Source organism: Reyranella sp., from assembly GCF_965228225.1.
Lineage (GTDB): Bacteria > Pseudomonadota > Alphaproteobacteria > Reyranellales > Reyranellaceae > Reyranella.
Map to the genome: position 1 here is coordinate 2,007,224 of NZ_OZ245801.1, position 17,590 is coordinate 2,024,813.

16 protein-coding genes are annotated in these 17,590 nt (G+C 65.1%); 7 read left to right on the forward strand and 9 right to left on the reverse strand.

All coding sequences use genetic code 11. The features are described from left to right. The first annotated feature begins 121 nt into the window (after window positions 1-121). Complete coding sequence (gene aspS, locus ACO07K_RS09560) at window positions 122-1,927, forward strand: aspartate--tRNA ligase (RefSeq protein WP_422035697.1); 1,806 nt, start codon at window positions 122-124, stop codon at window positions 1,925-1,927. 53 nt (window positions 1,928-1,980) lie between these two features. Continuing rightward, the gene (locus tag ACO07K_RS09565; RefSeq protein ID WP_422035698.1) at window positions 1,981-2,577 is read left to right on the forward strand and encodes a hypothetical protein; all 597 of its coding nucleotides are present in this window, start codon (window positions 1,981-1,983) and stop codon (window positions 2,575-2,577) included. Here ACO07K_RS09565 and ACO07K_RS09570 read toward each other — a convergent pair. Then, the gene (locus tag ACO07K_RS09570; protein WP_422035699.1) at window positions 2,537-3,514 is read right to left on the reverse strand and encodes a 2-hydroxyacid dehydrogenase; all 978 of its coding nucleotides are present in this window, start codon (window positions 3,512-3,514) and stop codon (window positions 2,537-2,539) included. The genes ACO07K_RS09565 and ACO07K_RS09570 overlap by 41 nt on opposite strands. Before the next feature lie 58 nt (window positions 3,515-3,572). Between ACO07K_RS09570 and ACO07K_RS09575 the strand changes: the two genes are divergently transcribed. Continuing rightward, window positions 3,573-4,487 carry an EipB family protein gene (locus ACO07K_RS09575; protein WP_422035700.1) on the forward strand — a complete coding sequence of 305 codons (915 nt, stop codon included), beginning with the start codon at window positions 3,573-3,575 and terminating at the stop codon, window positions 4,485-4,487. Then, window positions 4,481-5,281 carry an EipB family protein gene (locus ACO07K_RS09580; RefSeq protein WP_422035701.1) on the forward strand — a complete coding sequence of 267 codons (801 nt, stop codon included), beginning with the start codon at window positions 4,481-4,483 and terminating at the stop codon, window positions 5,279-5,281. Before ACO07K_RS09575 ends, ACO07K_RS09580 begins: the two co-directional genes overlap by 7 nt. Window positions 5,282-5,291: 10 nt before the next feature. Here the strand turns inward: ACO07K_RS09580 and ACO07K_RS09585 are convergent, their stop codons facing one another. The 5 genes from ACO07K_RS09585 to ACO07K_RS09605 all read right to left on the reverse strand — a co-directional run bounded on the left by ACO07K_RS09585 (window position 5,292) and on the right by ACO07K_RS09605 (window position 11,833). Then, complete coding sequence (locus ACO07K_RS09585; protein WP_422035702.1) at window positions 5,292-6,200, reverse strand: hypothetical protein; 909 nt, start codon at window positions 6,198-6,200, stop codon at window positions 5,292-5,294. A gap of 103 nt (window positions 6,201-6,303) precedes the next feature. Continuing rightward, entirely contained in the window at window positions 6,304-8,307 is a 2,004-nt protein-coding gene (locus ACO07K_RS09590; protein ID WP_422035703.1) for a mechanosensitive ion channel family protein, read from the reverse strand. Between the two features lie 453 nt (window positions 8,308-8,760). Beyond that, window positions 8,761-9,666 (reverse strand): ROK family protein, encoded by a 906-nt coding sequence (locus ACO07K_RS09595; RefSeq protein WP_422035704.1) that lies wholly within the window; start codon window positions 9,664-9,666, stop codon window positions 8,761-8,763. Between the two features lie 3 nt (window positions 9,667-9,669). Further along, on the reverse strand, window positions 9,670-10,761 hold the full coding sequence (locus tag ACO07K_RS09600) for a linear amide C-N hydrolase (RefSeq protein ID WP_422035705.1): 1,092 nt from the start codon (window positions 10,759-10,761) through the stop codon (window positions 9,670-9,672). Window positions 10,762-10,807: 46 nt separating this feature from the next. Further along, complete coding sequence (locus ACO07K_RS09605) at window positions 10,808-11,833, reverse strand: patatin-like phospholipase family protein (protein ID WP_422035706.1); 1,026 nt, start codon at window positions 11,831-11,833, stop codon at window positions 10,808-10,810. 72 nt (window positions 11,834-11,905) lie between these two features. Here ACO07K_RS09605 and ACO07K_RS09610 point away from each other — a divergent pair, with 72 nt between their 5' ends. Continuing rightward, window positions 11,906-13,132, forward strand: a complete 1,227-nt coding sequence (locus ACO07K_RS09610; protein WP_422035707.1) for an MFS transporter — start codon at window positions 11,906-11,908, stop codon at window positions 13,130-13,132. Window positions 13,133-13,199: 67 nt separating this feature from the next. After that, window positions 13,200-13,931 carry a tellurite resistance TerB family protein gene (locus ACO07K_RS09615; protein ID WP_422035709.1) on the forward strand — a complete coding sequence of 244 codons (732 nt, stop codon included), beginning with the start codon at window positions 13,200-13,202 and terminating at the stop codon, window positions 13,929-13,931. A gap of 20 nt (window positions 13,932-13,951) precedes the next feature. Here the strand turns inward: ACO07K_RS09615 and ACO07K_RS09620 are convergent, their stop codons facing one another. Then, the gene (locus ACO07K_RS09620) at window positions 13,952-15,058 is read right to left on the reverse strand and encodes an LLM class flavin-dependent oxidoreductase (protein ID WP_422035710.1); all 1,107 of its coding nucleotides are present in this window, start codon (window positions 15,056-15,058) and stop codon (window positions 13,952-13,954) included. Between the two features lie 70 nt (window positions 15,059-15,128). Here ACO07K_RS09620 and ACO07K_RS09625 point away from each other — a divergent pair, with 70 nt between their 5' ends. Beyond that, window positions 15,129-15,695, forward strand: a complete 567-nt coding sequence (locus tag ACO07K_RS09625) for a cysteine hydrolase family protein (protein WP_422035711.1) — start codon at window positions 15,129-15,131, stop codon at window positions 15,693-15,695. A 70-nt stretch (window positions 15,696-15,765) separates the two neighbouring features. Here the strand turns inward: ACO07K_RS09625 and ACO07K_RS09630 are convergent, their stop codons facing one another. Next, window positions 15,766-17,265, reverse strand: coding sequence for an aldehyde dehydrogenase (locus ACO07K_RS09630; RefSeq protein WP_422035712.1), 1,500 nt, complete (start codon window positions 17,263-17,265; stop codon window positions 15,766-15,768). 95 nt (window positions 17,266-17,360) lie between these two features. After that, a complete protein-coding gene (gene rpmG / locus ACO07K_RS09635; RefSeq protein WP_020696277.1) occupies window positions 17,361-17,528 on the reverse strand; it encodes a 50S ribosomal protein L33 in 168 nt (55 codons plus the stop codon). Window positions 17,529-17,590 lie beyond the last annotated feature (62 nt).

A 17,590-nucleotide genomic window follows, 5' to 3' on the forward strand; every position in this document is an offset into this window, starting at 1 on the left:
GACGATCTATAGACCCCGCGGCGCCTTCGGCAAAGTTGCCGTGAACGGAAACCGGCCATTCCCTTGACTTGCCTCGGCTTTCGGTGCCTTTTGCCGGGCCTCCAAACCCGGAAAATACGTCATGTCTTCAGTCTACCGAACCCATACGTGCGGCCAGTTGCGGCCCGAGCATGTCGGCCAGCAGGCCCGTCTTTCAGGCTGGGTGCAGCGCAAGCGCGACCATGGCAATCTGCTGTTCATCGACCTGCGGGACCATTATGGCGTGACCCAGGTGGTGATGGACGTCTCGAGCCCCGTCTTCAAGGCCGCCGAGTCCGTCCGCACCGAGAGCGTGATCACGGTGACTGGCAAGGTGGTGGCCCGCGAGGCTTCGACGGTGAATGCCAGGCTGGCGACTGGTGCGGTCGAACTCGATGCGGCCGACCTGATCGTGCAGTCCATGGCCGATCCGCTGCCGATCCCGGTCTATCAGGAGAACGACACGACGCCGGAGGAGCTGCGGCTCAAGTACCGCTTCCTCGACCTGCGTAAGGAAAAGCTTCACAAGAACATCATTCTGCGCAGTCAGGTGATCGCGAGCCTGCGCCGGCGGATGATCGACCAAGGCTTCACCGAGTTCCAGACGCCGATCCTGACGGCGGACAGCCCCGAGGGCGCGCGCTCCTACCTCGTGCCGAGCCGCCTCCACCCCGGCAAGTTCTACGCCCTGCCGCAGGCGCCGCAGATGTTCAAGCAGCTGCTGATGGTGTCGGGCTTTGACCGGTACTTCCAGATCGCGCCCTGTTTCCGCGACGAGGACGCCCGGGCCGACCGGTCTCCGGGCGAGTTCTACCAGCTCGATTTCGAGATGAGCTTCGTCACCCAGGACGACGTGTTCGAGGCGATCGAGCCGGTGCTGGGCGGCGTTTTCCAGGAATTCGCCTCGTTCAACCGCGAGACGCCGCGCAAGGTCTCGGCCTTTCCGTTCCCGCGCATCCCGTTCGCCGAGGCGCTCCTCTCGTTCGGGACGGACAAGCCCGACCTGCGCAACCCGCTGCGCATCTTCGAGGTGGGCGAGGTCTTCGCCGGCTCCGACTTCAAGGTCTTCGCGGGCATCGTGGCCAAGGGCGGCGTGGTCCGTGCCATCCGGGCACCCAAGGCCGCCAGCCAGCCGCGCAGCTTCTTCGACAAGCTGAACAGCTGGGCCCAGGGCGAGGGCAAGCCGGGCCTTGGCTACATCACCCTGGAGAACGGGGCCGGGAAGGGCCCGATCGCCAAGTTCGTGGCCGACGAGCGGCTGGCCAAGCTGAAGGAGCTGACCGGCGCCGAGGACGGTGATTCGGTGTTCTTCGTGGCCGACACGGCAGACACCGCCTGGAAGTTCGCCGGCCAGGCGCGGACCAAGATCGCGCAGGAGCTGGGCGTGATCGACGAAGACCAGTTCGCGCTGTGCTGGGTCGTCGACTTCCCGATGTTCGAGTACGACGACAAGCTGAAGAAGATCGACTTCAGCCACAATCCGTTCTCGATGCCGCAGGGCGGTCTCGAGGCGCTCGAGACGCAGGACCCACTCACCATCAAGGCCTGGCAGTACGACATCGTCTGCAACGGCATCGAACTGTGCTCGGGTGCGATCCGGAACCACAAGCCGGACATCATGTACAAGGCGTTCGGCATCGCGGGCTACAGCAACGAAGAGGTCGAGGCGCGTTTCGGCGGCATGCTGAACGCTTTCAAGTTCGGCGCGCCGCCGCACGGCGGTGCGGCGCCGGGCGTCGATCGTATCGTGATGCTGCTGGCCGACGAGCCGAACATTCGCGAGATCATCACCTTCCCGATGAACCAGTCGGCGGTCGATCTGATGATGGACGCACCCGCGGAGGTGCCGGCGGAGAAGCTGCGCGAGCTGCATATCGGGCTGCGCCTTCCGCCGCCGCGGAAGGACTAGAATCCTCAGGGAAGAGTGCAAATTGACTGAACCGGCAAGGTTCAGTAACATCAATGGGTTATAGTCTTTTCATAAAGAAGATTATGAGCTCATTTCAGCTCTCTTCCCTGTTCCTGCTGCCGATGGTGGTGGGAGTGGCTCTCTTGACGAGTGCCTGTGGGGTGCCTGTCGCCGTTTCGGCGGCAAGCTACGCCGCCGATGGAGGACTGCTGGCGACTTCCAACAAGACCTCGACCGACCACATTGCTTCCGTGGTCACCAAGAAGGATTGCGCGATCTGGCGCGTTTTCCGTGGCCGTCAGATGTGCAGCCAGCGCGCGGACGGTGGAGACCCTTACGACACCGATTATACCGAGCCGCAGCGTTCGGTCTCCGAGAGCGGCGTCTCCTATTCCTCGCCGCTGCGGCCCGCGTCCGACACGCCGGCCGTGAGCTGGGAAGCGGCCGCTTACGAAGCCCCGCCGACACGCGCGCCTGCACCGGCGCCGGTCGCACGCCAGGCGCCCATGACGGCAGCCGTCGAACCGGTCCCGGAGCGGGCTCCATCCGCGCCGGCCGTATCCTCGGCCCCGAGTAAGCCCAAGAAGGCGAAAACAGCCCAGCGTTCGTCTAAGAAGCCTTCACGAGGTCCGGCGGCGCCTGCCCCCTGAGGAGGAACGCCTCGAGATTGTCGAGCGCCTTGAAGCCCATCGCATTACGGGTCTCGACCGTGGCCGAGCCCATGTGCGGTAGCAGGAACGCGTTCTCCAACTCGTAATAGCCCTGATGGATGCGCGGCTCGCCGTCGAAGACGTCGAGACCGGCCGAGGCGAGGTGGCCGCTCCTCAACGCGGCGATCAGGGCCTCGTCGTCTACCACGCCGCCACGGGCGGTGTTCACCACGATGGCGCCCTTGGGCAGCAGGGCGATGCGCGCGGCATTCACCCACTTTGCCGTCGCGGCCGTCATTGGGGCGTTGATCGAGAGGAAGTCGCAATGCGGCAGCATCGCGTCGGGATCGGCGTGGAAGATCGCGCCTTTCTCGAGATCGGGCGCCAGTCTCGTGCGGTTGGAGTAGTGAATCTGCATGCGGAAGGCGCGGGCACGGTCGGCCGTGGCCTGGCCGATGCGTCCCATTCCCAGAATGCCCAGCCTCTTGCCGGTGACCTGGGTGCCCATGAGCTGCGTCGGCGTCCAGCCCACCCAGTTATGGGTTCGTAGCATGGTCGCGCCCTCGTGCGCCCGACGCGCGGCGCCAAGCAGGCAAAGCATGGTGATGTCCGCGGTAGCGTCTGTCAGCACGTCGGGCGTGTTGCTCACGACGATGTTGCGCGTGGCCGCGGCCGCCACGTCGACGTGCTCGTAGCCGACCGAGAAGGTGGCGATCATGCGGACCGAGGCGGGCAGGGCGGCGATGGTGGCGGCATTCAGGGCGTCGCCGGCGGCACACATGATGCCGTCGAAGCCGGTCGCGGCCTTGGCGAGTGCCGCGCCGTCGTAGAGCCTGTCTTCGGGGTTGAGCTGCGCGTCGAAGTTTGCCGCCAGGCGCGCCTCCACCTCCGGCGGGAAGTGGCGTGTGGCGATGACCCTGGGCTTGCCCGTGTTCATTGACGAATTCCTCCCTGTGCAGCCCTGACGCAGGCGATCATTCTGGTGTTCCGCGCGCATGGATATTACGCTTGCCAGCCCGGCTACAAGGTCTGGCCTTTCAAGCCATCGTCAGTTGACCACGTATAGTATTCGCCGTCCTCCCATCCAAACAGCGGTTGTCGTCGCTGCCGTCGGCCTTCTTCTGTTGCTTGGCCTGTGGATAAATCGCGCCGATGCGCAACAGCCGGACCAGCCGCTGGTGCCGCATCGCGCGACCTACGACATGAAGCTGGCGGTTGCGCGTCCCAACAGCGGGATCGTCGAGGTAAACGGGCGAATGGTGCTGGAGACCGTCGAGGCCTGCGAGGGCTGGGAGGTCAAGCAGCGGATCAAGCTCACCTTCCTGCGCAACGACGGCGACGAATTCACCACCGATTCGAGCTTCACCAGCTACGAAACCAAGGACGGTCTCTCGCTTCGCTTCAGCGTCCGCAACATCCAGGACAACGAGGTCGAGGAAGAGTTGCGCGGCCATGCCGATCTCGAGGCGCCCGGAGCCAAAGGGCGGGCGAGCTTCACCTTGCCCGAGGCCCGCAGCTTCGAGCTGCCCGCCGGGACGCTGTTCCCGACGACCCACCTCATGCTGGTCCTTCGTCACGCCCGCGACGGCGACAAAACGGCTTCCTATCTGGTGTTCGACGGCGCCCGCCTCGACGGAGCATTCCAGGTGAATGCCGTGATCGGACGGCCGCCGCGCCAGACCGGGGCGCCGGTGGTGCGCGGTGACGTGGCGCTCCTGCGCAACCAACCCGCATGGAGTGTGCGGTTCGCCTTCTTCGCCACGGGTGACCAGGGGGCCCCGCCGGAGTACGAATTGGCCCTCGACTTGCTGGGCAACGGCATCGCGCGTTCGATGCTGTTGGACTACGGTGACTTCGCCGTGGATTCCCGTCTCGTTCAACTTCAAGCCCTGCCGAGGCCACGATGCTGATTAGCCGCCTGCTAATGCCCGCCGGTCTTCTCGTCCTCGCGGCTCCGGCGATGGCGCAGGAGATGGCGCCTCATCGTGCCGTCTACGAGGTGAGCGCGATCGAGAATGGCAAGGCGACGGGCAACACGCCCGGCACCTATGCCTACGAGCTGAAGCTCACCTGTGACGGCTACGTGATCTACCAGCGGCTCCGGCTGGAGACGGCGGGGCAGGGGGCGACGGTGGTCAGCGAGCAGCAGACGCAGATGACCGAGAGCAAGGACGGCAGGAAGCTGACGTTTGAGCATCGTTCCGTCGTCGGCGGCAAGCAGGCCAGCCTGATGAAGGGCGAGGCGACCATGTCCGACGACGGCACCGGGGAGGCGCGGTTCAGCGATCCGCCGAACCAGACGGTGGCGCTGCCGGCGGGCACGATGTTTCCGGTGGCCATCGCGCGCGCGACCATTCGCGCCGCCAAGGCTGGGGAGAACGGCATCGATGCGCGGTTCTTCTTCGGCGACAAGGTTAAGCCGCCCCAGCAGGTCAATGCCGTGATCGGCAAGGTGCCGAGGCGCCTGGCTGACGTGAAGATCCCCGAGGGGGCCGAGGAACTGGTCGACGGCCGCACCCGAATCTACTACCGCGCGGGCTTCTTCGACGCCGAGGGGAAGGGGGCTGGCGAGCCCGCCTTCGAGATGAGCAGCATCACGCTGGACAACGGGATCGAGCTCTACGGCACCCACGAACAGGGCGAGGGCGGCATCGAGTACCGCATCACCCGCCTGGAGCCGCTTCCGAAGCCGGAGTGCAAGTAGCCACGGAACCCTAGAATCGGACGCTGAAGCCGATCAGCGGGCCATGCAGGATCAGGTCTACGCCTCCGGTGTTGAGGCCCGAGCCCGTCGTATAGCTGGTCGAGAGCGCGCGATAGCCTAAGGTGGCGCCCAAGGCGTAACCCTGACGCTGCCATGAATAGGTGTAAGCCGCGACGGCCTGCCAGGCGAAGACGCTGCCCAGGCCGAACCCGCCGACGTCGCCACGAACGAAGGCGTTCTGACCCGGTGCAAACTGGTGGCGCAGGCGCAGGCCCACGATCGGATCGATCCAGTCGAGCGTGCCGGAGCGGGCGGTGGCCAGCCCGAACGATCGCTCGAAGCCCATGTTGTAGAGATCGCCGGTGATCGTCGCACCGAGGTTGGCGGTGACCGAATTGTTCCAGTACCGGAAACCCAGCAGCGCATCCAACGCCGTGAAGGAGCCCTCGCTGGGCGCCCAGCGCTTGAGTTCGTAGAGGCCACCCACTTCGACGATGGTCATCGTATAGCTGGCCTGGGCGTTGGCGACGCCGGCGACGGTGAGTTGCGGCAGCGGATTGCGATAGCGTGCCGCGGACTTGGAGAAGCCGAGGCTCGACCAGACGAGATCGCCATAGACGCTGACCGGTCCTTTGCCGGCCTCGAGGTAGCCGTTGAAAGCCGCCACGGAACTGCTGTTGTTGATGACGTCGAAGAAGCCGGCATTAATGTCAAAGGTCTGACCCTTTGCCGTCACGTTTCCGCTCACGCTCGTCAGCCAGCCATAGGCCGTGGCGTTGAAGCGCCAGCCGTCCGGTTCGGCTTGCTCGGCCTGCGCCACGCCTGAGGGCAGCAGACCGAAAAACGCCCCGGCGAGCGCCCAAGCCGCCCATCGCCGGAGCAGCGGCAGCGCCGCGCGGCTATCTGTGTGCGTGATCATTCGAGACACTTTCCCTTGAAGGCACCAGCCGAGCCGAGCCGCATCGGGCCGTCCGTCCGCCTCGTTGCTTGCCTGGCCGTGGACCACCGTCTGCCCGATCGCCTCAGCTTGCGGCAGCCTTCGGGGTGTCCATGGGCATCGCGTCGGCAGGCGAGTCGGAACCCTGTTGCGTGACCTGTCCCGAGGTGACGCTGGCGGTCGTCGTGTGGAGGACCACCGCCGCGCCGTCCGTGGCGAACTCGATGCCCAGGGTCGGCAGGATATTGAACATGCGCTTGATGGCTTCGCGTTGGATGGCAGCCGGATTGCCCGGCCTGGCGGTGAACTTGAAACGGACCAGCAGCGCGCTGCCGGTAATGTCGGCCACGCCCTGCATCTTGAAGGGGGCGAGCACCTCCGACTTGATGGCCGGCATCTCCATCATGTCGGTGCCGATCTTCTTCGCCGCCTTTCGCAGTTTCTCGATGTCGGTGTCGCGGGCGAAGCGAAGGTTGAACTTCACCGTGATCCAGTCGCGGCTGAAATTGGTGATCTGGCCGAGCTGGCCGAACGGGATGGTGTGCACCTGGCCGTTCTGGTGGCGCAGCTTCAGCGAGCGCAGGGTGAAGCCCTCGACCGTGCCCTTGGCCTTGCCGCAGTCGATGTATTCGCCGACCCGGAAGGCATCGTCTGTCAGGTAGAAGATGCCCGAGACGATGTCCTTCACCAGGGTCTGGCTGCCGAACGAGATGGCGATGCCGAACACCGAGGCGCCGGCGATCAGCGGCGTGATGTTCACGCCGAAATCGTCGAGCGCGATCATGACCGCCACCAGGGCGATCAGGACGGCCGCGCTCCTGCGCAGCAGCGGCATCATGGTGCTGATGCGCGAGGCGGGGGAGGCGGCGGCGTCGCCGTCGACGATGGCCTGGGCCGCGCTCTTGTTCTTCAGGCCCATGTAGGGGTCGGTCACGAACTTGAGCAGTTCCCACAGCACGAAGGCGAAGAACAGGGTGAAGCCCGCGGTGCGCGAGGAGGTCGTTATCTGGGCCCACTCGCTCTCGCTCACGAGGGCGAAGACTTCGACGACCCAGCTCTGGGCGATCATCACCGCGGCGGTGATGATGATGGCGACGCGGACGCAGCGCGCGACGATGTCGGGCAGGGTGGTCGTCGTTCTGCCCGCCTTGTGGCTCGCGATCAGCGAGTCGAGCCGCCGCACGACGGCCTGCATCAGGGTCTCGAAGATCAGGATGCCGACGACCAGGGTGAGGGTCAGCAGCATCGCGCCGGCGACATGCGCCCGCTCCGAGATCGCCCCATAGATCTGCGTGGCACCCAGCGCCAGGAAGAAGGCCGTGGCGAGGGGCACCCACTTGCGCCCGATGGTACCGATCACCGGTGCGAGCGCGCCGAGGCCGACGAACCATTGCCGCGCGGCCTCACGCGATCTCAGCACCAGCCAGAGGAAGGCGCAGACATAGATCGCCGCCACCACGACCTGGTAGGCCGTTAGGGCTTCATGGGGCGTGCCGATCGCGACCAGGACCTGACCCAGAATGCGGCCGAGGGTGATCAGCAGCATGACGGCCGCGATTCGCAGGTACATGCCGCGAGCGTCCGCGTCGACGACGTCGCAAAGCCGGGCCGCCCTGAGGTTCGGCTGCAGGATGATGCGGAACACCAGCATGTAGAGGCGCCACGAGAAGATTCCCGTCAGGACCGCCGCCGCGAGCTTGTCCTGCCCGGTCGGACCGGTGAACCAGGCACCGGTGGCGCCATGGCAGATAATCCAGACGGCAAGGACGCCGAGCCCGTCGATCAGGGCCAGGGCAGAGACATGCGCCAGCGAACGAAGCCCGAATTCGGGACCGGCGTCGCTCGACAGCCTGGCCCGAAGCCCCTGCGTCAGCAGTCGCAGCACGGCTTCCGCAGCGAGCGCCGCGACCGCGACGGCTCCGAGCAGGAGCAGGAAGGTCGATGCACCGCGACCACCGTGGGCGCTGCGATCGAGAAGGTGGGGAATACTCGAGATCTTCGCCCCGAGGACGGGCAGGGCGGCGGGCAGGTGGCTGGCTTTTTCGAGGAAGACGCCGAATTCGTCCGGCCGATCCTTGAGCGATGTCACGACAACCTTCGGGCCGGGCGGCGGGCCCTTGCTCGATTTGGACTTGCTGGCGGCCGGTGCAGGGGCCGCAGCGGGCGCTGCCGCGGGAGGGCTCGTCACGCCTTCAGTCTTCAATTTCTCCGTCACGGAGTCGCTGATGGCATCCACGAGGCTCTTGAACTGTTCCTGCGTCATTCCCGGGGGAAGCGCGGCGGGGGTCTGAGCGCTTGCCCAGGTACAACAGGCGATCAGGGCAGCCAGGGCAATCCCAGCGGAGCGCAACAGGAACATAAGGATCTCACGCAAAAGGAAACGCAGGTAGAAATTTAGGTTCGATATATAACATTATAGCTGGATTAATGCAGCAATATTTCCCATTTTATGAGAATTTCGAGGGCCGAATAATTGGCTCCGCATCTGCAGAGGGGTATTCGAGAGGGCCCAGGCTCCCTCTCCTCGGCAGCGAAGAGGAAGCTAGATCGGCCAGAGCCAGGCAGCACCGCGCACGCCGCTCGAATCTCCGTGCTTGGGCGGAAGCAGTCTCGTCACGATGCTGTCTCGCTCGGAGAAGACGTAGTCTTTCCAGAGCTCGGGAACGCGCTCGTAGAGTTGCGGTATCTTGGACAGGCCGCCGCCCAGAACAATGGCGTTTGGATCGAGCAAGTTTATGACGCTGGCAAGCGCACGGGCCAGGCGATCACAGTAGCTTTCCAGGCATTCCGACGCGAACTCATCGCCCGACCTTGCGGCCTGGGCGATGTCGGTGGCACGAAGGTCGCGGCCGGACGCTTGTGCGAACTGCATCTGGAAGGCGGGGCCGCTCAGCCAGGATTCGATGCAGCCCCGTCTGCCGCAATAGCAGGCCGGGCCGGGCCGCTCGTCGTCGCGCGGCAGGGGCAGGGCATTGTGGCCCCACTCGCCGGCGATGGCATGGGCACCGATCAGCGGCTTTCCATCTATGACAATACCGCCGCCGACTCCCGTCCCCAGGATGACGCCGAAAACGACGGTACAACCGGCACCGGCACCATCTGCCGCTTCCGAAACGGCAAAACAGTTCGCGTCGTTCGACAGGCGCACATCCTCGCGACCGAGCGCCTTTTTAAGGTCTACGTCGAGAGGGTGGCCGTTGAGCCGGGTCGAATTGGCATTCTTCACGAGGCCCGTGGCGGGCGAGATGGCGCCGGGATGACCGATGCCGATCCGGCAGCGGGCGCCCACCTCACGCTCCAGGTCACGCACCACGGAAACGACGGCTGCAACCGTCGCCTCGTAGCTTTCACGCGGCGTCGGGACGCGCAAGCGTGCGCGCTCCGAGCCATCATCGTCCAGGACGAGGCCTTCGATCTTCGTGCCGCCGAGATCAATGCCTATCCGCATCGCTCAGTTGGGATTGGCCGGCAGGAACTTGAACGGCTCGGCCGCCTTGAACGCGCCGGCCGTCTCACCGGAGAAAACCTCGCCATCCTGGATGGTGAGTTTCTTCACCGGAGCACCCGGCTTGAGATCGAGCTTGGAGAAGGACACCCAGAAGGTGTTCGGGCGCGTGGCCGAGTCGAAGAAGTAAACCAGGTTCTTCTGATCGGACACGGTGCGCCAGATCGTCGACGAGATGTTGGGCTGGTCCGGAGTCGTGATGCCGAGGGGCACGCTGACCGAGCGCATCACGCCCATGACGCTCGCAACAGCCTGGTTGGAGAACGACTGCTGGGGAACGCTCTTGATATAGGACGGGTCGGCCTTCCGCGGGATCGCGTCGAGGAGAAACGACGCTCGCGCGAAGCGGTCGGCCGCGCGATTGGTGCCGGGCAGAAAGACGAGCCCGCCGATGCTCTTCCAGTATTCGTTCAGCGCGAGCTGCTGGTCGTAGATCGGCGAGTTGGTCATCACCGTATATTGCTTGCCGTGATGGACCTGAAGCTTGCCGCCGACATATTCGAAGATCGCCGAATCGCCCGTGGCGTCGGAGATAGCGAGATGCAGCGTGGAGGCCTTGCCGTTCGGCAGGGTGGGTGCAAGCAGATTGAAGGGCGTCTTCTCCAGCGCTTCGACCGCTTCCGACACTGTGGCGTAATTGTCCAGCACGTACTGAACCCAGGCCGCAATCGAGAGATAGGGCTTGCCGGGCACGGGCTTCGCATACTCCGACTCGGCCAGATAGAGCAGGTTCCCCACCAGGCCCTTTTCGTTCATGCCGTCGGCGGTACCGACCTCATAGCTCGAGGTGATGACGCTGCCGTACTTGGAGGTCCAGGTGAGGGATTGCGGGCCAGCCGCGCCGTTCCGCGCCATGCCGGCCGGAAAGGCCCAGAGGTTCGAGCCCATGTCCTCGGCCCAGTCCATGTTTCGGCCGGTCATGACGGTGTTGTCGGGGGCCACGTAGAGCGTTCGCGTGCAGGCAAGAGCCGTCCCTGCGGCGGCAATCAGACCAACGGAGAGCGCAAGGGTCGAAATCTTGGACAGGCGCAACTTCATGGCGTTCCTTTCGAGGCTGAGACGCTCATATAATCGCAGACCCCGTTCAGATAAAGCGCGCGCGGATGTCGATGCTGTTTTCGACTCCGATTTTATCGAACGTCGAAGCGAGCCAGGCGGTTGCGGAGGCACGGCCGGCCTTGAATAGATAGTCCAGGAATTCGGGCTCTATGTTGAACTTGCTGACGGCCCCCAGCGGCGCAAGGGTCGCCGGATCGCCGATCGAGTGGATAAGCAGCTTCTTCAGGCGGTCGCCGAATTCACCGGTGAGAGCGCCGTTGTCGATGAGCTCCTGCACGAAGGCGATGGCGCGCATTTCCGCCATCAGCGCCCCGCCGAAGGTGATCTCGTTCAATCGATCGGCGATCTCTGCATTGGAACGCGGAATGTCCTCGCGGTGCGGCGGGTCGACCTCCACGATCACCACGTCGGTGCTCTCGCTGTTGTAGATGAACGGCCAGATCGGCGGGTTGCCGCGGAAGCCGCCATCCCAGTAGGGCTCGCCGTCGATCACCACCGCCTCGTGGATACTGGGCAGGCAGGCCGAGGCGAGAAGCGCGTCGATCGACAGCTCGTCGCGGGTGAAGATGCGCACCTTGCCGGTCGCCACGTTGGTCGCGGCGATGAAGGCCTTGATCTGGTGACAGGCACGAACGGACTCCTGGTCGAAGTGCCGGATCAGCAGATCGCGCAGCGGATCGTACTTGAGCGGATTGCGCTGCCAGGGTGTGAGCGTGCGCTGGATCAGGTCGGCCCACAGGGCGCCGGGTGAATCGTCGAGGTTCCAGTTGCCCTGGAGGCGGTCGAGCGGCGTGCGCCGAATCGGGCTCGCGATCGACATCCGTCCGAGATCGCCCCAGAAAGCCGACAGCGCCGCGCGCGCGCCGGCCGGGCCGCCCCGGGCCCAGCCCTGGAGGAGAATGGCGGCGTTCATCGCCCCGGCGCTGGTGCCGCTCACGGCTTCGATCTCGAGACGGCCATCCTCGATCAGCGCGTCGAGCACGCCCCACGTGTAGGCGCCGTGGCTGCCGCCGCCTTGCAGAGCGAGGTTGATGCGTTTGGTGTCGGTCATGCGTCTATCCTCGTGGCCCGTGCGGCGTTAGGGTCATCGTTCTGTAAGGAAGTGGGTAGAGCAGGCAGCATTATGGCGAAGGACGCAGCCGGAGGAGCGTGGCGAAAGCGCCCGTCGACCATCTTGTGGATGCTCTCGCTGGGCCAGCTCGTGACCTGGGGCATCGTCTACTACACCTTCCCGCTGTTCGTGGTGCCGATGACAGAGGAACTGGGCTGGTCGCGCAGCGCGATGTTCGGCGCCCTCTCGGCAGGGCTGCTCACCGCCGGCCTCTGTTCCATTGCCGTCGGCGCCTGGATCGACCGTGGCCACGGCCGGCTCCTGATGACCGGCGGGTCCTTGCTCGCGGCGCTGCTCCTGTTCCTCTGGTCGCGGGTCGAATCGCTGCCGGTCTTCTACGTCTTGTGGATCGGGCTCGGCGCCTGCCAGGCGGTGACGCTCTACGAGCCCGCCTTCGCGGTGGTCACGCGTGTCTATGGTCCGCGTTACAGGCAGGCGATCCTGCTGATGACGTTCCTCGGCGGCCTGGCCAGCACCTTCGGCATTCCCTTCACGCAGTTTCTGGTCGAGCGGATTGGCTGGCGGCCCGCGCTCGACGTGCTGGCGGTCATCGTCCTCGGTGTTGCCTTCATGCACTGGCTGTTCGTGCCGGGGCCGGAGGTTGAGCCGGTGCCCATCGCGGCCGCCAGGCCGCCCGCCGATGGCGCCGCGACGAGGAGTCCGCTGGCCATGGCGATCCGCGTGCCGGCTTTCTGGGGACTCGTTGTCGCCTTTGCGGGCTACGGGCTCGCCTTCTCGGCGATGAGTTTTCACTTGATACCACTGCTCGACGATCGCGGCGTGCCGACCGGTGTGGTCATGGCGATCATCGCGTTGATCGGTCCCATGCAAGTGGTCGGACGGGTGCTGCTGATGGTCGGGCAACGCCACATCACGACGATCCAGCTGGGCGCCCTGATCTATTTTGCCTTTCCGCTCGCGATGGCTTTCCTCGCGACGGGTATCACCGACGTCTATCCGCTGATCCTGTTTGCCGTGGTTTACGGCGTCGCCAACGGCCTCGTGACGATCCTGCGCGGCATGGCCGTTCCGGAGTTCATCGGTCCGGAGGGCTACGGCGTCGTCTCCGGGGCGCTCACCATGCCCACCAATGTCATGCGCGCGGCCGGCCCGGTGCTCGCGTCGCTCGCCTGGGGCGCGTTCGGTGGCTACACGCCAGTTTTGTGGGGCCTGGCCGGCATCATGCTGGTCGCCGCTATCGGATTTGCAGCGGCGGCATTTCTTTCGAAACGAGCCTGAGATCTCCCGGTTTTGCCATAATTGCACATCATCTGACCTCGCAAGTTAACCAAGAAGGCGAGGCGTCATGTTCGATGCGAAGCGTTTGCTGGAACAGTTCATGGGTGGTCAGGGCGGCGTCCCGGGTGTCGGCCCGAGCGGCAGTCAGCGTGGTGGTGGCGGCTTCCTGAGTGGGGCCGGCGGCGGAGCGCTGGCCGGTGGCCTGGCGGCTCTGCTGATGGGGAGCAAGGCCGGCCGCAAGATCGGCGGTGAGGCTCTCAAGCTCGGTGGCATGGCCGCGGTCGGGGCGCTCGCCTACAAGGCCTACAATGACTGGCAGGCCGGCAAGCAGGCGGCCCCGGCCACGCAGGCGCCCCAGGCTCCGGTACCGATGTTGCCGGCGCCGAGCGGCACCCCCTTCAACCCGTCGACCGAGTCCGGCCAGCAGACGCTGGCGCGCCACCTGCTGCGCGCCATGATCGCCGCCGCGAAGGCCGATGGTCATGTCGATGCGCAAGAACAGGCGCGCATCTTCGCGGAGATGGACAAGCTGCCGCTCGGTGCCGACGACAAGGTGTTCGTGATGGACGAACTTCGCGCCAAGCTCGACGTCGATGCGGTCGCGGGCGCCGCGGCGACGCCGGAGGAGGCGGCCGAGATCTACACGGCTTCGCTCCTGGCCATCGACGTCGACAATGCCGCCGAGCGCGGCTACCTCTCGATGCTGGCGGCGCGCCTGAAACTCGACGACGCCCTGGTGGCGCATCTCCACAGCAGTGTCGCCTCGGCGACCGGCAAGAGCGTGCCGGTCGCGGCCTGACGGGACGACGGGCGGCAGAGCTACTCTGCCGCCATTCGCGCCATCCTGGGCTTGAGGTGCTGGACCTTCGGCATCACTTCCTTCGAAAGCAACTCGAGGGAGTGGCGCCAAGCCTGCGGGTTCTCGACATAATCGAAGCCGAAGACGAGGAGCTGGCCGAAGCCCCCGACCTCGTCGTAGATCTTCTCGATCTTCTCGACGACTGTCTTCGGCGAGCCGATGATCCAGTTGTGCTCGGCGCAGTATTCCGGCGTCACGTCGGAGTCGGCCGCATCGGCATCGTGCTTGAGATACTCGAAGAAGCCGAACTGGGAGAGCAGGGGCAGGAAGTACTCCCGCATCATGCGGCCCATGTGCGAGCCGACCGACAGACGCATCGCCTCCTCGTCGGTGTCGGCCACGAAGACCTCGCGCACCAGGCGCCACTGGTTGCGGTCGGGTGTGCGGCCCGACTTGGCGGCGCCGATCTCCACCGATTCCCAGTGGCTCTTCACGTAGGCCGGATTGAGATTGAGGCTCATCGGAATGTAGCCCTTCTCACCCGCGAGCTTCAGCGTATCTGATCCCTTTGACAGGCCGGCGACGCCGATCGGCGGATGCGGGGTCTGCAGCGGCTTGATGTGCGGCTTGAGGAAGCCGAACATCGTGTCGGGCTTGGTCACGTGCCAGAACTTTCCCTTGTAGTCGAACGGTTCGGCCGAGGACCAGAGCTTGAGGATGATGTCGAGCGCCTCGCGCGTCATCTCGCGGTTTGCGCCCGACATGCCGTCGACGTTGAACATTGCCCAGTCACTGGGCAGGCCGGACGCGGCAATGCCGAAGTTCAAGCGTCCGCCGGAGATGTGGTCGAGCATGGCGACGCGGTTCGCGAGCTCGGCCGGGTGGTGATAGGGCAGCAGGAAGCCGCCGGGCCCGAGGCGGATGTTCTTGGTCTGCATGAGCGCCTGCGCCACCAGCAGGTCGGGCGAGGGATGCGGCTCCCACGGTGCGGTGTGGTGTTCGCCGATCCAGGCCTCCGAGAAGCCGAGCTCGTCGAGCCAGCGGATCACCTGGAGATCCCATTCGTGCCCGTCCTTCAGGGAGCGTTCGGGCGGATGCGAGGGCATGGTGAAATAGCCGAATTGCATCGTTTCCTCCTGTTTTCGTTAGGGCCAAGTCCACTACCATTGCGGGCAAGGCGCAAGGGGGTACGGATGCATGGCTGACGACGTATTGATCGTGATCGACCAGCAGAAGGCGATGGATCATCCCAAGTGGGGGCCCCGCAACAATCCCGCCGCAGAGGCCAATATTGCGCGGCTTCTGGCCGACTGGCGCCGCCGCGGGGCGCCGATCGTGCATGTGAAGCACCATGGCACCAAGCCGGAGTCACCGTTCCGGCCTGGCCAGGAAGGCAACGACTTCCTGCCCCTGACGGCTCCGCTGGACGGCGAACTGGTCGTGATCAAGAAGGTCCACAGCGCCTTCATCGGCACCGACCTCGCCGCTGGGCTTCAGGCGATGGCGGGAGGCGGCGGAGCGAAACCTCCGCTCGTGATCTGCGGCGTGCTCCTGGCCAACTCGGTCGAGGCCACGGTGCGGGTGGCCGCCAATCTTGGCTTCGAGGTCCGACTGCCGGGAGACGCCTGCTGGTCGTGCGACAAGCGCGACCTCACAGGACGGGTGTGGCCGGCCGAGGATGTGCACCAGCTGACATTGGCGCTTCTGGACGGCGAGTATGCCGAGGTGACGACGGTCGACCAGATCCTCAACGGGGCAGGGTAAGGTCCATCAAGGGACACAAAAAAGCCGCGCCGATGTCAACACGGCGCGGCTTCTTCTTTGTCGAACAGGATCAGCCGAGTTGGATCCAGGTGGTCTTCATCTGCGTGAACTTGTCGAACGCGTGCAGCGACTTGTCCCGGCCGTTGCCCGACTGCTTGTAGCCGCCGAACGGGGTGGTGATGTCGCCGCCGTCATAGGTGTTCACCCAGACCGAGCCGGCGCGCAGGGCCTTGGAGAATTTGAACGCCTTGTTGATGTCGGAGGTGAAGATCGCCGAGGCGAGGCCGTAGATCGTGTCGTTGGCCACGGTGAGGGCCTGTTCGGCATCCTTGACCGGGATGACCGAGAGGACTGGCCCGAAGATCTCCTCCTGGGCGATCTTCATCCGGTTGTCGACATTGTCGAACACGGTCGGCTCGATGAACGAGCCGGCATTGTCGATGTGCACCTGCTTGCCGCCCATGGCGAGCTTGGCGCCTTCCTTCTGGCCGGCGTCGATGAAGCCCATGACCCGCTTGGTCTGGGTCTCGTCGACCATGGCGCCCATCTGCGTCTTCGGGTCGAGCGGGTCGCCCGGCATCATCTTCTGGCCGATCGCCATGACCTTGGCCAGGAACTCGTCCTTGATCTTGTCCTCGACGATCAGGCGCGAGCCGGCGGTGCAGACCTCACCCTGGTTGAACCAGATGCCGAAGGCCGTGCGGCGGGCGGCAATGTCGAGGTTCGGGGCATCGGCCAGCACGATGTTCGGCGACTTGCCGCCGCACTCGAGCCAGACCTGCTTCATGTTGGATTCGCCGGAGTAGCGGAGGAAGTACTTGCCGACCTCCGTCGAGCCGGTGAAGGCCAGCACATCGACATCCATGTGACGACCGAGCGCCTGGCCGGCGGTCTCGCCGAATCCCGGCAGCACGTTGAACACGCCCTCGGGAATGCCCGCTTCGGCCGCGAGTTCGGCCAGTCGAAGCGCGGTGAGGGGAGACTGCTCAGCCGGCTTCAGGATGACCGAGTTGCCGGCGGCCAGCGCGGGCGAGATCTTCCAGCAGGCCATCAGCAGCGGGAAGTTCCACGGCACGACGCAGGCCACGACGCCGGCGGCTTCGCGGGTGATCATGGCGATGACGTTGCCCGGCGTCGGCGCCACCTCGTCGTAGATCTTGTCGATCGCCTCGCCAAACCACTGCACCGTGTTGGCCGAGCCCGGAATGTCGACCGAGGTCGAGAAGGCGATCGGCTTGCCCATGTCGAGCGTCTCGAGCAGGGCCAGCTCCTCGCGGTTCTTCATCATGAGGTCAGCGAGCTTCAGCATGATGCGCTTGCGCTGGGCCGGTGCCATGTTGGCCCAGGTGCCCTTCTCGAAGGCGGCGCGCGCGGCCTTCACGGCGGCGTCGACATCGGCCTGCTCGCAGGCCGCGACCTTGGTCAGGACCTGGCCGGTGGCGGGATTGACGCAGTCGAAGGTCTTGCCGGTCAGCGACGCCGTGAACTTGCCGCCGATGAAGGCCTGGTTCCGGTAGCTGAGGCCGCCGACGCGGCCTTTCCAGTCGTCGCGCGAAAGCTGGGCGCTCATGATCTCTCTCCTCCTTGTTGGATTGCGCGGGAGCCTATCCCACGAAAAAGCCGCCCGGAAGGGCGGCTTGATCGTCAGTCCTGCAATGCGGCAGGCTACTTGATCTTCGATTCCTTGAACACGACGTGCTTGCGCGCGACCGGGTCGTACTTCTTGAGTTCGAGCTTTTCGGTCTTGGTGCGCGGGTTCTTCTTCGTCACGTAGAAGAAGCCGGTGTCGGCGCTGGAAATCATCTTGATCAGGATCGAGGTCGGCTTGGCCATGGCAATTGTCCTTATGCCCTGGGGGGCGAATTCGCAGAGGCGCGCAAAGTAGTCAGCAGGGC

Coding starts and splice junctions, on each gene's coding strand:
- aspS (WP_422035697.1), top strand. CDS start 122: ATGTCTTCAGTCTACCGAACCCATACGTGCGGCCAGTTGCGGCCCGAG.
- ACO07K_RS09565 (WP_422035698.1), top strand. CDS start 1,981: ATGGGTTATAGTCTTTTCATAAAGAAGATTATGAGCTCATTTCAGCTC.
- ACO07K_RS09570 (WP_422035699.1), bottom strand. CDS start 3,514: ATGAACACGGGCAAGCCCAGGGTCATCGCCACACGCCACTTCCCGCCG.
- ACO07K_RS09575 (WP_422035700.1), top strand. CDS start 3,573: ATGGATATTACGCTTGCCAGCCCGGCTACAAGGTCTGGCCTTTCAAGC.
- ACO07K_RS09580 (WP_422035701.1), top strand. CDS start 4,481: ATGCTGATTAGCCGCCTGCTAATGCCCGCCGGTCTTCTCGTCCTCGCG.
- ACO07K_RS09585 (WP_422035702.1), bottom strand. CDS start 6,200: ATGATCACGCACACAGATAGCCGCGCGGCGCTGCCGCTGCTCCGGCGA.
- ACO07K_RS09595 (WP_422035704.1), bottom strand. CDS start 9,666: ATGCGGATAGGCATTGATCTCGGCGGCACGAAGATCGAAGGCCTCGTC.
- ACO07K_RS09600 (WP_422035705.1), bottom strand. CDS start 10,761: ATGAAGTTGCGCCTGTCCAAGATTTCGACCCTTGCGCTCTCCGTTGGT.
- ACO07K_RS09605 (WP_422035706.1), bottom strand. CDS start 11,833: ATGACCGACACCAAACGCATCAACCTCGCTCTGCAAGGCGGCGGCAGC.
- ACO07K_RS09610 (WP_422035707.1), top strand. CDS start 11,906: ATGGCGAAGGACGCAGCCGGAGGAGCGTGGCGAAAGCGCCCGTCGACC.
- ACO07K_RS09615 (WP_422035709.1), top strand. CDS start 13,200: ATGTTCGATGCGAAGCGTTTGCTGGAACAGTTCATGGGTGGTCAGGGC.
- ACO07K_RS09620 (WP_422035710.1), bottom strand. CDS start 15,058: ATGCAATTCGGCTATTTCACCATGCCCTCGCATCCGCCCGAACGCTCC.
- ACO07K_RS09625 (WP_422035711.1), top strand. CDS start 15,129: ATGGCTGACGACGTATTGATCGTGATCGACCAGCAGAAGGCGATGGAT.
- ACO07K_RS09630 (WP_422035712.1), bottom strand. CDS start 17,265: ATGAGCGCCCAGCTTTCGCGCGACGACTGGAAAGGCCGCGTCGGCGGC.
- rpmG (WP_020696277.1), bottom strand. CDS start 17,528: ATGGCCAAGCCGACCTCGATCCTGATCAAGATGATTTCCAGCGCCGAC.